This window comes from Lactococcus cremoris subsp. cremoris NBRC 100676 (assembly GCF_001591705.1).
GTDB classification, from domain to species: domain Bacteria; phylum Bacillota; class Bacilli; order Lactobacillales; family Streptococcaceae; genus Lactococcus; species Lactococcus cremoris.
In genome coordinates this window covers 1-14406 of record NZ_BCVK01000020.1, presented here as the reverse complement: position 1 = coordinate 14406, position 14406 = coordinate 1, and the positions used below count along the sequence as shown (strand labels likewise).

Here is a 14406-nt window from a genome sequence, read left to right as displayed (position 1 = left end):
TTAGATTTTTCTAAGAACGTCTAAAGCACGCGTTGTGATTAGGCATTCACCATACTCCTGCAAAAATTCTCGACTCATTTTTGTCGCTTCACCATATTCCATCATCCGTGAACGTGTGCTTTCAACATGCATTTTACCTTTTGCTTTTTGATTATCTAAAACAACAAGATAAAAATTACCATCATAACGATAAAATTCTGACTCTTCATCTGCGAATTTCACATTTTTTATTCCAGTCAAGACAGACATCATGTCATCATAACGAATAGAGTAGTATATAAAGTCTGGCTCATGTTCGGCTTCTTCTTTTTTAGCCCCTGGTAAACCAAGTCCAGGTTTAAAATCAGTAATTCCTCGCTCGCGCGCCATATCTGCCCCTATTTCATTTAATTTATTATAAAAACCAGTCATTAATTCTTCAAATTCTTCAGGATCATCTGGAATCTCTCCGCCTTCACCCAACATTGCTTCTTCATGAACAATCATATGGACGCCTTGTGGGAAGGGTTGAATTTGGAAAGTTAACATCCCTACATTTCCAAAACGATTTTCTAAGCCAAGTTCATCAACTAATTCATAGAAAAATTGTTCAATGACTTCTTGATTTCCAAAAAAGTCAGATAACTTGATATCATAATCTGTCAAATCATCAAAAGACAAGGTGATTTTTATAGTGTTTTCATTTATATCCTCATACTTCATTTTGTTTCTCTTTTCTATAATTTATCTTCTATCACTTTACCAGTCTTAATAGTATTATACCACAGACCAGAAAAAAAACAGCACTCATGCCGTTTTTTGATATTCCATATAACTATATGAAACCTTTATTATAAGACTTTAGCTAGAAAGTCTTGGGTCCGTTTTTCTTTAGGCTTTTCAAAGATTTGAGCTGGTTTGCCTTGCTCAACAATTGTTCCATCAGCCATAAATAATACTCTGTCAGCAACTGTTTTAGCAAAGCCCATTTCATGAGTGACAACGACCATCGTCATCCCTTCTTTGGCGAGTTCTTGCATTACTGACAGAACCTCCCCAACCATTTCCGGGTCAAGTGCCGACGTTGGTTCATCAAAAAGCATTACATCCGGATTCATAGCCAAAGCCCGAGCAATAGCTACCCTTTGTTGCTGTCCACCTGATAGAGACTGTGGATAGGCTTCTGCTTTATCTGATAATCCAACTCTTTGAAGTAAATCTTCTGCAGTCTTTAGAGCTTCATCTTTCGTCATTTTCCCTGTTTTTATTGGGGCCAAGCAAAGATTTTCAAGGACTGTCATATTTGGAAAAAGATTAAATTGCTGAAAAACCATTCCCATTTTTTCGCGATGTTTAAAGACGTCTACAGATTTATCAGCAATATTAATTCCTTCAAAATAGACTTCTCCATCAGTTGGTTTTTCTAATAAATTCATTGTTCTTAAAAAAGTTGATTTCCCAGAACCTGATGGTCCAATCATCACAACAACTTCACCTTTTTTTATTTGAATATCAAGTCCTTTTAATACTTCATTCTTCCCAAAATATTTATGCAAATTTTTTATTTCAATTAAATATTCATTCATTATTTCGCATATCCTTTCCCAAGTCTCTTTTCAAACAGAACAAGTAAGCGACTAACAACAAAAGTGACCACAAAGTAGTAAAGTGCGACAAATATCATTGGACTAATTGTTTGGTAAGTCAAATTCGCCACGGTTTGCGCGCCATTGAAAACTTCCATAACCCCAATCGTATAAAGGAGCGAGCTGTCCTTAATTATCGTTACAAATTCATTTCCTACGGCTGGTAAAATATTTCGCAATGCTTGAGGTAGGATAACGGTTGTCATCGCTTGTCTTGGTCGAATCCCCAAAGAATAAGCCGCTTCTTTTTGCCCAAGAGGTACTGCTTCAATCCCCGCCCGAACAATTTCCGCCATATAAGCACCAGAGTTCAACGAAATCACGATAATCCCGGGAATCAAACGTCCCAAATCTTGTTGCAAAATTCCTACTTGAAAAGTAGGTAAAGAAATACTTCCCATTAGGCCAAAACCAAGCATGATTTGAACCAGCATAGGTGTCCCACGAAAAATTTCAATATAGATATTGGCTAGCCAGCGTAATGGAGCAATCTTAGAAATTTTTGCCAATGCTGTGACAATCCCTAAAAGCGTTCCAATTAAGACCACAAAAGCTGAAATAAATATCGTTACAATCATTCCATCATTAAAGTAGGGTAAATATTTCGGTAAAAAATCAAAATTCATATTTTCTCTCTTCTCTTTTATAATTTCTATTTTTATAAAAAAACAATAGCATAATTATAATATAAAAAGTATAAAAATACAATAATTTTTGTATAAAAATTAATTTTAGATAAATAAAAACTCCAATTACGGAGTTTTTATTCTGTCAGTAAATAATCATTCGTTTTTCGGTACTGATGGAAAGTCTGTCAGCGGCAGCTAAATGATGAATTTCTCCATCAATTTGTACGGGTTGACTTTCTGCTAGTTCTACGGAAAAGTGTGGATTAACACGATGGAGAAATAAAGGATGTTTTAAATGAGTTCCACGAAGAACACTCGGAATCAAGGAAAAAGTTCGAAACAAAGAGTGTTTACTGTATTCTACCAAATGAATATCTGCATTTTGGTTGGAAGCTTCTGGGGAAATTTTTACCCCTCCTCCAAAATATGGATGTTTAGTAAAAGTCATCAGGAAAGTTTTTTCTAAAGATATTTGCTGATTTTCTATCTCAATCAAAGCCGGAAATGCTTTTTTAGTGATTAAAACATGTAAAGCGGTCAAAATATAAGAAAAACTCCCTAGCTTTAATTTATTTAGAAATTGCTTAAGTTTTCCTTCATTGGCAGCTTGTACTATCGCCGCATCTAATCCAATCCCAATATTATTTAAAGCATAGCCATTCAATCCTTTAGATTGATAATTCATAATAAAAATTTCATGATTCATTCCACTACGAGCAGCCTCAAAAGATTCAATTGGGTCAAGAATTAAGTTCAAGCTTCTAGCAAAATCATTACCTGAACCTGATGGAATATACGAAAATGCTTCTTCTTCTGGAAGTTCATTTATAACAAGCGAAATGGTCCCATCACCGCCTATAATCACTAAATGGTCTTCAGCCACTTTAAGTTCTAATATTTGTTTTACTAAATCCCCTTCTTCACTAGGAGCATTAGTTTTAAAAAGTCGATAATCATAATTATTTTTTTCCAAATATGGAATCAGAATCTCCAATGTTCATGCACCTTTACCTGCACCAGAATTGGGATTTGCAAGGAGATAATAAGTCATAGAATTATTTTACCAAAAATGACAGAGATTTTATGTTTTTAATGATTTTGTCAGTAAATTTAATAAAAAAAGTTACTGACAAAATTTCATCAGTAACTTTTTATTTAATTTCAAGATTTAAAACTAGTTTTCCACAGTTTCTGTTTCAACTTCTTTTACTTCTGGAGCATTTGTCAAATCAGCTAAAGGTTCGATGTTACGGTAACGGAACATACCTGTACCAGCAGGAATAATCTTACCGATAATAACATTTTCTTTCAAACCAAGCAAATGGTCTTCTTTACCACGAATTGCGGCATCAGTAAGGACACGAGTTGTTTCTTGGAATGACGCAGCTGACAAGAATGAATTTGTTTCAAGAGAGGCTTTAGTAATACCCATCAAGACTGGACGACCAGTTGCAGGCATTTCACCATTCAAGAGTGCAGTTTCATTCAAAGCTTCAAAATCAGAAATGTCCATCAAAGTACCTGGAAGCACATCAATTGAACCATTGTCCATGATACGAACTTTACGAAGCATTTGGCGAACCATTACCTCGATGTGCTTGTCACCAATTTCAACCCCTTGTGAACGGTAAGTTTTTTGAACTTCACCGAGCAAGTAAGTTTCCACTGACAAAGCATCACGAACTTGAAGCAAATGTTTAGGTTCAATAGAACCTTGAATCAAAGGCGCACCACGGTGGATAAATTCGCCTTCTTCAACCATCAAGACATCAGCCATACCTACAGTGTAGCTACGAGTATCTGTTTTACCTTTGACAGTAATTTCACGAGTACGAGTTGCGCCATCTTCAACGATTGATTCAACTGTACCAGTTACTTCAGTGATGATTGCTTCCCCTTTAGGGTTACGTGCTTCAAAGATTTCTTGGACACGAGGCAAACCTTGAGTAATATCTGAACTTGACGCAACACCACCCGTGTGGAATGTACGCATTGTCAACTGAGTACCAGGTTCACCGATAGATTGAGCGGCGATTGTACCAACAGCTTCACCAACTTCAACAGCATCACCTGTTGCCAAGTTGATACCATAACAATGTTTACATACACCATGTGGTGTTTTACATGTAAATACTGAACGGATTGTTACTTCTTTAACGCCAGCTTCAATGATTTTACGAGCAATATCTTCAGAAATCAAAGTATCATCGCCAATAATCATTTCACCAGTTTCTGGATGAAGGACTGATTTACGAGTGTAACGACCAACCAAACGTTCAAAGAGTGGTTCAACCATTTCTTTACCAGTTGCAATATCAGCAATCACAAGTCCGCGGTCAGTACCACAGTCATCTTCACGAATGATAACATCTTGAGCAACGTCAACCAAACGACGAGTAAGGTAACCTGAGTCGGCTGTCTTAAGGGCCGTATCGGTCATCCCTTTACGAGCACCGTGAGTTGAGAAGAACATTCCCAAGACAGAAAGTCCTTCACGGAAGTTAGAGATGATAGGCAATTCCATGATTTTACCATTAGGAGCAGCCATCAATCCACGCATACCAGCAAGTTGAGAGAAGTTAGAAATATTACCACGGGCTCCAGAATCCATCATCATAACGATTGGGTTTGTCAAATCTTGTTCTTCAATCAATCGTTTTTCGAGAGACTCTTTTGCATCACGCCAAACACCAGTAACGGCATTATAACGTTCATCATCAGTAATCAAACCGCGACGGAATTTTTTAGTGATTTGTTCTACGCGTTTATGCGCAGCATCAATGATTTCATGTTTATCTTCAACAACAGGAATATCAGCGATACCCACAGTCAAACCAGCCAAAGTAGATTGGTGGTAACCAAGGTCTTTCAAACGGTCAAGGTACTCAGATGTAGCTGTTGTACGGTAACGTTTGAATACTTCGGCGATAATATTTCCAAGATATCCTTTTTTGAATGGACGAACAGTATCGATTCCAGCCAAAACTTCTTTGATGTTTTGACCAGCATCCATAAAGAAACGGTCATCAGTTGAAGTTGTCAAGTTAACATCAGTTGGTTCATTCAAGTAAGGCATTCCTTCTGGAATGATTGAGTTGAAAATAACTTTACCAACAGTGGTTACCAAGATTTTATCTTGTTGATTTTCAGTCCAAGGCTTATTGAGTGATTTTGTCGCGATACCGATACGTGTATGCAAGTGTACATAACCGTTACGCATTGCGATTTCAACTTCTTCAGGAGTTGCAAAAATCATTCCTTCGCCTTCACGACCTTTTTCTTCCATTGTAAGGTAGTAGTTACCAAGGACCATATCTTGTGATGGTGTAACAACTGGTTTACCATCTTTAGGGTTCAAGATATGTTCAGCAGCAAGCATCAAAAGACGTGCTTCAGCTTGTGCTTCTTCAGACAATGGCAAGTGAATGGCCATTTGGTCACCGTCAAAGTCGGCGTTATAGGCTTCACAAGCAAGTGGGTGAAGACGGATGGCTTTACCATCAATTAAGACTGGTTCAAAAGCTTGAATCCCCAAACGGTGAAGCGTAGGTGCGCGGTTAAGGAGAACAGGGTGTTCTTTAACAACCGTTTCAAGTACATCCCAAACGTCTGAATCTTGACGTTCAACTTTACGTTTAGCCGCACGAATATTAGCAGCCAATTCTTTTTTAACAAGTTGTGCCATTACAAATGGTTTGAACAACTCAATCGCCATTTCACGTGGAACACCACATTGGTACATTTTAAGTGTTGGACCGACAGCGATAACTGAACGTCCAGAATAGTCAACACGTTTACCAAGCAAGTTTTGACGGAAACGTCCTTGTTTCCCTTTCAACATGTGTGAAAGAGATTTCAATGGACGGTTACCAGCACCAGTGATTGGACGACCACGACGACCATTGTCAATCAAAGTATCAACAGCTTCTTGGAGCATCCGTTTTTCATTTTGAACGATAATATTTGGAGCATTAAGTTCCATCAAACGTTTCAAACGGTTATTACGGTTGATAACACGACGATACAAGTCATTCAAGTCAGATGTGGCAAAACGTCCACCATCTAATTGAACCATTGGACGCAAATCTGGTGGAATAACTGGTAATACGTTTAAGACCATCCAAGATAAAGCATTTCCTGATTTTCTGAAAGCTGACAAAACATCTAAACGACGAATAATTTTTACACGACGTTGTCCAGTCACTGTTTTGAGTTCTTCTTTGAGTTCAGCAACTTCTTTGTCAATATCAACATCATTCAACAAATCTTGAATTGCTTCAGCACCCATTTTTGCAACGAATGAACCAAAACCATTTTTCAAAAGTTGTTCACGATATTCACGCTCAGTCAAGAGTTGTTTTTTCTCAAGATCAGTTTCTTTTGGATCAATTACCACATAACTTGCGAAGTAAATTACTTCTTCAAGTGCACGCGGGCTCATATTCAGAGCGAGTCCCATACGTGATGGAATTCCCTTGAAATACCAAATATGTGAAATTGGAGCAGCAAGCTCAATATGTCCCATACGTTCACGACGTGATTTTGCAGTTGTTACTTGAACACCACAAAGTTCACAGACTTGATTCTTATAGAAAACACCTTTAAGTTTTCCACAAGCACATTCCCAGTCTTTTTGAGGACCGAAAATACGTTCGTCAAAGAGTCCTTCACGTTCAGGTTTTTGTGTACGATAGTTAATTGTTTCTGGTTTTTTTACTTCACCGAATGACCAGTAACGAATTTTTTGTGGAGATGCGATACCAATACGCATACTCTCAAATTTATTTACATCAACCAATTCTTTCTCCACTTCTAATAAATTTAACGCTAGACGATTTTGAGATTAGAGATTTACTGACAGAATTTTTGTCAGTAAATCCCTCTCCAAATATTAATTACAAAATCTTATTTTTCAATATCAGCGTTAATCAAAGCTTCTTCTTCAGCTTCTGCTTGTGCAACAATTGCTTCTTGTGCTTCAAGCATTTCCGGAGTAATTTCTGTATTATCTGGACGAGTCATTACTTCATCTTCATCCAATTCACGCAAGTCAAGAACATTACGATCAGCATCGAAGACTTTCATATCAAGACCAAGTGATTGTAATTCTTTAACCAATACGCGGAATGATTCAGGAAGACCTGGTTTAGGAATACGTTCACCCTTAACGATAGCTTCATAGGCGCGCGTACGTCCAATTACGTCATCTGATTTGTAAGTTAAGATTTCTTGAAGAACATTGGCAGCACCATAAGCTTCAAGCGCCCAAACTTCCATTTCCCCGAAACGTTGTCCACCGAACTGTGCTTTACCACCGAGCGGTTGTTGTGTAACGAGTGAGTAAGGACCAACTGAACGTGCATGGAGTTTATCATCAACCATGTGGTGAAGTTTAATCATGTACATGACACCGACTGAAATTCGGTTATCAAATGGTTCACCAGTACGTCCGTCATAGAGAACTGTTTTCGCATCAGCAGCCATACCAGCTTCTTTAACAGTATCCCAGATATCTTCATCAGAGGCTCCATCAAACACTGGTGTCGCAATGTGAATACCAAGTGTACGAGCAGCCATACCTAAATGGAGCTCCATAACTTGTCCAATATTCATCCGTGATGGTACCCCAAGTGGGTTCAACATGATATCAATCGGTGTTCCATCTGGTAAGTAAGGCATATCTTCCACGGGAACGATATTTGAAACAACCCCTTTGTTACCGTGACGACCGGCCATTTTATCCCCAACGTGAATCTTACGTTTTTGAGCAATGAAGACACGAACGAGTTTATTCACACCTGATGGTAATTCATCACCATTTTCACGGGTAAATACGCGAACGTCATGAACGATACCGCCTCCACCGTGAGGAACACGAAGTGAAGTATCACGAACTTCACGAGCTTTTTCACCGAAGATTGCACGAAGCAAACGTTCTTCTGGTGTTGGGTCAGTTTCACCCTTAGGTGTTACTTTACCAACAAGCAAATCACCATCTTTAACTTCGGCACCAATACGGATAATTCCTGATTCATCAAGGTTTTTGAGTGCTTCATCCCCGACGTTTGGAATTTCGCGTGTAATTTCTTCAGGGCCAAGTTTTGTATCGCGAGTCTCTGATTCATATTCTTCGATTGCGATTGATGTATAAACGTCATCTTTAATCAAACGTTCAGACATGATTACGGCATCCTCAAAGTTATAACCTTCCCAAGTCATATAGGCAACGAGTGGATTTTGACCAAGGGCCATTTCTCCATTTTCCATAGATGGACCGTCAGCGATGATGTCGTTTTTTTCAACTTTTTCGCCAAGACGAGCCAATGGACGTTGATTATAAGAAGTTCCTGAGTTAGAACGACGATATTTTGTAATATTGTAAATATCAAGTTCACCAGATGTACGGCGAACACGGATTTCATTACCGTCAACATATTCAACTACACCTGCATGCTTAGCAAGAAGGGCAGCTCCTGAGTCGCGAGCGGTTTGATGTTCCATACCAGTACCAATCCAAGGTGCATGTGGGTCAATCAATGGAACTGCTTGACGTTGCATGTTGGCACCCATGAGGGCACGGTTGGAGTCATCGTTTTCCAAGAAAGGAATACAAGCAGCAGCGACGGCGATAACCTGTTTAGGTGAAACATCCATATAGTCAGCTGTTGAAGCTTCAACTTCAATATTGTTACCTGTATGACGAGCCATAACTGTTTCGTTAGCAAAACGACTGTCATCAGTCAATGGTGAGTTCGCTTGGGCTACAGTGTAGTTATCTTCTTCATCGGCAGTCAAATATTCAACTTCGTCAGTAACAATTCCATTCACACGGTCAACACGACGATATGGTGACATGATGAAACCATATTCATTAACTTTGGCATATGATGACAAGTTGTTAATCAAACCGATGTTTGGTCCTTCAGGTGTTTCAATAGGACACATACGGCCATAGTGAGTGTAGTGAACGTCACGCACTTCATATGAAGCACGGTCACGAGAGATACCACCAGGTCCTAAGGCAGAGAAACGACGTTTGTGTGAAAGCTCAGACAAAGGATTATGTTGGTCCATAAATTGTGACAACTGTGATGAACCAAAGAATTCTTTGATTGAAGCTGTTACAGGACGAATGTTAATCAAACCTTGCGGTGTGATATTTTCGTTTTCTGAAGATGACATACGTTCACGAATGACACGTTCCATACGTGAAAGTCCGATACGTACTTGGTTTTGAAGTAATTCACCAACTGAACGAATACGACGGTTACCTAAGTGGTCAATATCGTCTACTTTACCAATTCCTTCAGCAAGTCCAAGCCAGTAGCTGATGTTTGAAATAACATCGGCTGGTGTCAAGACACGACATTCTGAATCTGGATTACCATTTGAGAGCAATGTCACAACACGTTCTGAATCTTTAGGAGAATAAACTTTAATACTTTGCAAAGTGATTGGTTCTGGAATTACTGCATCGTCAGAAGGTTCAACAACGAAGTTTCCAAGACCATTATCAAGCAATGGTTCGATTAAATCGAGCACGTCACGAGTCACAAGTGTATCTGTATTAACAAGAATTTCGCCAGTTTCTGGATCAACAATTGGCTCAGCCAAAGTCAAACCAAGCAAACGATTTTTAAGAGCTAGTTTTTTGTTAAATTTATAACGTCCAACAGGAGCAAAATCATAACGTTTTGGATCGAAGAAACGCGCAACAAGTAAGCCACGTGAGCTGTCTGCTGTTTTTGGTTCTCCTGGACGCAAGCGGTCATAGATGTCTTTGAGGGCTTCTTCTACACGAGTGTCAGCTGGATTTTTATGAACATCTTTTGCAATTGTGTCTGTCAAAAGTTGAGTTTCACCCAACAATTCAAGGATTTCGTCATCTGAACCAAATCCAAGCGCACGAAGCATTGTTGTGAAAGTTAATTTACGAGTACGATCAATACGAACATAACCAATGCCTTTAGCATCTGTATCCAACTCAAACCAAGCTCCACGGTTAGGAATTGTGGTATGTCCAAAACTTTCAAGACCATTTTTATCCGTTTTAAGGTGGAAATATGAACCTGGACTACGTACCAACTGACTGACGATCAAACGTTCTGAACCATTATTGATAAATGTCCCCATTTCAGTCATGAGTGGGAAGTCACCAAAGAAGACTTCTTGTGTTTTTAATTCACCAGTTTCTTTATTTACAAGACGGAAGGTTACATAGATAGGTGCTGAATAGTTTGCGTCATGTGCGCGAGCTTCTTCAACAGTGTATTTTGGGGTTTTCATTTCATAACCAACAAATTCGAGTTCCATTGTACCCGCAAAGTTGTCGATTGGAAACATTTCTTTGAAGACATTTGCAAGACCTTCATCGAGGAAGTTTTTATAACTTAATGTTTGAACTTCGATGAGGTTTGGCAAACCGATTACTTCTTTAATACGTGAAAAACTCCGTCTTGTACGGTGTTTACCGTATTTTATGTCATGTCCTGCCAAGTGTTTTCTCCTCTATTTTTTAGATTTGATTAAAAAAGTCTGTGTTTTTGATGAATTTTTAATTAAAAAAACCGAAAAGTCAGTAGTTTGTCTTTTTAATAACTTTTCTGGTTTATTCAATATAAAAGACGCCAAAAAAGCAACGAAAACAGTAGTGTTTCGTTGCTTACAAAGCCTATGGGGACAATATATCCCACAGATTTTGCTGACAAACCATTATTTCTATTATACTATTTATTGTAGAAATTTTCAAGGCTTATCTAGCTTATCATTCAATTTTTTCAATAATACTTTTAAAGGCTTCTAATTCTGAACGAGATAAGGATTGAACCAATGAAACAAAGGTTTCATTTCGCCGTTTGGTTTCCAGCTCTGACAGCATAATATAAGACATTTGATTTCCGATAAATGTTGATAGAAAATCTGCCAAGATTGCTTCTTCTTGATTTAATGGTGCATCAGTCAAGAGAAAAACAGTTCCTAATCTTAGATGATTCCCTTCAATAGGAATAAGAGTCAAATATTGATTAGCAAATTTTCCTGAGAGTTCTTTTACTGATTTCAAAATTGAATGAGTCATTTGTTCGCTTTCACTCATTTCATATTGATTTAAAATTTCTGTAGATAGTTCTTTGGAAATTTTTTGATAAGTAAAAAAGTTCTGGAGGTTCATATCAGACTGATAGAATTTTTCAGAAAAACCGTAACCAAGAAAATTGCGTTTTGTATCTATCATAAAAAGTGTACATTCTAAAATTTTAGCACTTTTCTCCGCAACATCTTGATAAGGTAATGATTTTTCGAGATCGATAAATGATCTTTTCAAAGTGACATTAATCTCTTTTATTTTGTCATAAATTTCCTTCAACTTCTCTCCCTTTCTCTACCCATAAAAGGCAATGAGTATTCCTATGATTACTTTTATACTACCATATAACGTTTAAGATGTCGATTTTCTTAACTAATTTTCAATAATTAATTTTCCAGCTTAGATATTGCTGTTTTTTTAAGTATTTGCTATTTTATATCTAATGACTATGTGATATCATATATGTGTTACAAATATTAAAAATATTTATTCAATACATATTGAGGTGATTTTAATGTTCTATGACCGTTTAAAAACTTTAGTTATTGATTCTCAGAAATCTTTCAACCAAGTCGAGAGAGAATTGAGATATCCCAGAAATGCCCTAGCCAACTATCGCTTGGGAAAAGAACCCTCTGCCAAAAGATTGACAGAAATTGCTGATTATTTTAATGTCACGACCGAGTATCTTCTTGGTAAAGATGACAAGTACAGTTATAATAAAGCAAAACTCTTGTTTGAGTATCTAACCTTAGACAATAAACAGCATCTGCTTAATTATATTCAAAATCGTATTGATGAGCTTGAACTTCTTGAAAGAGAACCAATCTCTTTGAGTGCTGGGCAATTTGTTTTTTGCGGCGATAACACGTGGGCTCTTCAAGACAGTAAAAAAACGATTAAATTACTCACTAAACAACTTCCTGAAAGTTACGATGCTGTTTTTGAACTAATCGGTGGTCCTTTAGATGATGAAGCCCCTGGAAATGGAGATTTACTCTTCGTTAAATTTACTGATACTGATTATACGGATTCTGTTCGTAATTTCTTATTACAACACGACCACTTTGCCAAATTATTAGTTACAGAAAATAAACTGGTTTGTTTAAGTCGTGATGGCGGAAAACTTGCTGAAGTACCTGATTTATCTTGTAAAATTACCAAAATTTATCGTTTTGGAAGTTCTTAATTTGATTTTTTCCATTAATTTTCATGGCTTTAAAAAGTACTGATAGAATCGTCAGTGCTTTTTATGCAAGTGTGATATAATGTAAAAAATATCCATAATCTTAGGAGGTCGAATATGACTAGAGTTCAAGATGATTTATTTGCTACTGTTAATTCTGTTCCTTTCTCTTTTAGTGTTGAACCAGATATGAAAGACGCGATTCACTACTCTCTTGGATTTTCTGGACCAGGCTTACTTTTACCTGATACTAGTTATTATGATGAAAAACATCCTCGAAAGAAAAAATTACTTGATTTTTGGACGAAAAATACTGCAGAAATTTTAGCTCGCTTTGAAGTGGAAAATGCTGAAGAAATTTCCCAAAATGCCGTCAAATTCGATGAGCTTTTAGTTCCGTCAGCAAATACTTCTGAAGAGTGGGCAAAATATGCTGAGCTTTATCATCCAATTGCTACTGACAGCTTTGTCAGTGAAATTACCAATCTAAACTTTAAAAGTCTAATTAATGATTTAGTAAAAACAGAACCTGATAAAATCATCGTGTACGAAGACCGCTTTTATGAAAACTTCGATTCACTTGTAAATGAAGAAAACTGGTCACTGATTAAAGCTTGGATGCTGACAAAAGTTGCCCGTCGCGCTACTTCTTTCTTAACTGAAGATTTACGAATCCTTGGTGGGGCTTATGGTCGTTTCCTTTCAAATGTTCAAGAAGCAAGAAGTCAAGAAAAAAATCAACTTGATTTGACCGAATCATATTTCAGCCAAGTTATTGGTTTATTCTATGGTCAAAAATATTTTGGAGAAGCTGCAAAAGCCGACGTAAAACGGATGGTTGCGGCAATGATTAAAGTTTACCAAGAACGATTACGTAAAAATGATTGGCTCAGTCAAGAAACTGCTGAAAAAGCAATTGAAAAATTAGATGCCATCACACCTTTTATTGGTTTCCCTGACAAATTACCTGAAATTTATCGTCGCTTAAAAACGACTTCTGGTTCTCTTTACGAAGATGCCGTTAAATTTGATGAAATTTTGACTGCTCGAACCTTTGAAAAATTCTCAGAAGATGTGGATAAAACAACTTGGCATATGCCAGCTCATATGGTCAATGCTTATTACAGTCCAGATAGTAATACAATTGTTTTTCCTGCCGCTATCCTCCAAGCCCCATTCTATTCTCTTGACCAATCATCATCACAAAACTATGGTGGAATTGGTGCAGTTATCGCCCATGAAATCTCTCATGCTTTCGATAATAACGGTGCCCAATTCGATAAAGAAGGGAATTTGAACAAGTGGTGGTTGGATAAAGACTACGAAGCCTTTGAAGAAAAACAAAAAGAAATGATTGAGCTCTTTGATGGCGTTGAAACTGAAGCTGGTCCAGCAAACGGAAAACTCATTGTGTCAGAAAATATTGCTGACCAAGGTGGAATCACTGCTGCGCTAACCGCAGCCAAAGAGGAAGATGATGTTGATTTGAAAGCCTTCTTTAGCCAATGGGCTAAAATTTGGCGTATGAAAGCAAGCACAGAATTCCAACAAATGCTTTTATCAATGGATGTCCATGCTCCTGCTAAACTCCGTGCCAATATTCCACCAACAAATCTTGAAGAATTTTATGAAACTTTTGATGTCAAAGAAACAGACCAAATGTATCGTGCACCAGAAAAACGTCTTAAAATCTGGTAATTAAATTTATAAAAAAAGTACCTCTTCTTGTAGTGACCCCCAAAAGATAGACTTTTCAAAAATATGAAAGGTCTTTTATTATGACAAAATATTCATTTGAACTAAAACTAAAAGTGGTTCAGGATTATGATAACGGTGTAGGGGGGTGTGATTATTTAGCCAAAAAGTACCATGTCACGAACT

Annotated in this window: 9 protein-coding genes and 1 pseudogene; 3 read left to right on the top strand and 7 right to left on the bottom strand. The window is 37.4% G+C overall.

Going from position 1 to position 14406, the window contains the following annotated elements; all coding sequences use genetic code 11:
• From LLA01S_RS04980 to LLA01S_RS04950, 7 genes are all read right to left on the bottom strand, one after another.
• The gene (locus tag LLA01S_RS04980) at positions 1-702 is read right to left on the bottom strand and encodes an adaptor protein MecA (protein ID WP_011676802.1); all 702 of its coding nucleotides are present in this window, start codon (positions 700-702) and stop codon (positions 1-3) included.
• Between the two features lie 128 nt (positions 703-830).
• Positions 831-1565: an amino acid ABC transporter ATP-binding protein gene (locus tag LLA01S_RS04975; RefSeq protein ID WP_011676803.1), complete on the bottom strand. Its 735-nt coding sequence runs from the start codon at positions 1563-1565 to the stop codon at positions 831-833.
• Positions 1565-2251, bottom strand: a complete 687-nt coding sequence (locus LLA01S_RS04970) for an amino acid ABC transporter permease (RefSeq protein ID WP_014572148.1) — start codon at positions 2249-2251, stop codon at positions 1565-1567. Before LLA01S_RS04970 ends, LLA01S_RS04975 begins: the two co-directional genes overlap by 1 nt.
• 145 nt (positions 2252-2396) lie before the next feature.
• The gene (locus tag LLA01S_RS04965) at positions 2397-3248 is read right to left on the bottom strand and encodes a diacylglycerol/lipid kinase family protein (RefSeq protein WP_308167263.1); all 852 of its coding nucleotides are present in this window, start codon (positions 3246-3248) and stop codon (positions 2397-2399) included.
• 180 nt (positions 3249-3428) lie between these two features.
• Positions 3429-7052, bottom strand: a complete 3624-nt coding sequence (rpoC, locus tag LLA01S_RS04960) for a DNA-directed RNA polymerase subunit beta' (RefSeq protein ID WP_061777932.1) — start codon at positions 7050-7052, stop codon at positions 3429-3431.
• A gap of 107 nt (positions 7053-7159) precedes the next feature.
• Complete coding sequence (gene rpoB, locus LLA01S_RS04955; protein ID WP_011676807.1) at positions 7160-10750, bottom strand: DNA-directed RNA polymerase subunit beta; 3591 nt, start codon at positions 10748-10750, stop codon at positions 7160-7162.
• A 268-nt stretch (positions 10751-11018) separates the two neighbouring features.
• Positions 11019-11618: a GAF domain-containing protein gene (locus LLA01S_RS04950; RefSeq protein WP_011676808.1), complete on the bottom strand. Its 600-nt coding sequence runs from the start codon at positions 11616-11618 to the stop codon at positions 11019-11021.
• 235 nt (positions 11619-11853) lie between these two features.
• Between LLA01S_RS04950 and LLA01S_RS04945 the strand changes: the two genes are divergently transcribed.
• The 3 genes and pseudogenes from LLA01S_RS04945 to LLA01S_RS13080 form a co-directional block, all read left to right on the top strand.
• A complete protein-coding gene (locus LLA01S_RS04945) occupies positions 11854-12528 on the top strand; it encodes a helix-turn-helix domain-containing protein (protein WP_015082761.1) in 675 nt (224 codons plus the stop codon).
• 126 nt (positions 12529-12654) lie between these two features.
• A pseudogene (pepO, locus tag LLA01S_RS04940) lies at positions 12655-14223 on the top strand (endopeptidase PepO); the annotation flags it as partial.
• Between the two features lie 80 nt (positions 14224-14303).
• On the top strand, positions 14304-14406 hold a 103-nt coding region (locus tag LLA01S_RS13080; RefSeq protein WP_255209972.1), incomplete at its 3' end, for an IS3 family transposase.

What these genes read in the sequence shown, in the direction of transcription:
- LLA01S_RS04980 (WP_011676802.1), bottom strand. Translation starts at nt 702, where the DNA reads ATGAAGTATGAGGATATAAATGAAAACACTATAAAAATCACCTTGTCT.
- LLA01S_RS04975 (WP_011676803.1), bottom strand. Translation starts at nt 1,565, where the DNA reads ATGAATGAATATTTAATTGAAATAAAAAATTTGCATAAATATTTTGGG.
- LLA01S_RS04970 (WP_014572148.1), bottom strand. Translation starts at nt 2,251, where the DNA reads ATGAATTTTGATTTTTTACCGAAATATTTACCCTACTTTAATGATGGA.
- LLA01S_RS04945 (WP_015082761.1), top strand. Translation starts at nt 11,854, where the DNA reads ATGTTCTATGACCGTTTAAAAACTTTAGTTATTGATTCTCAGAAATCT.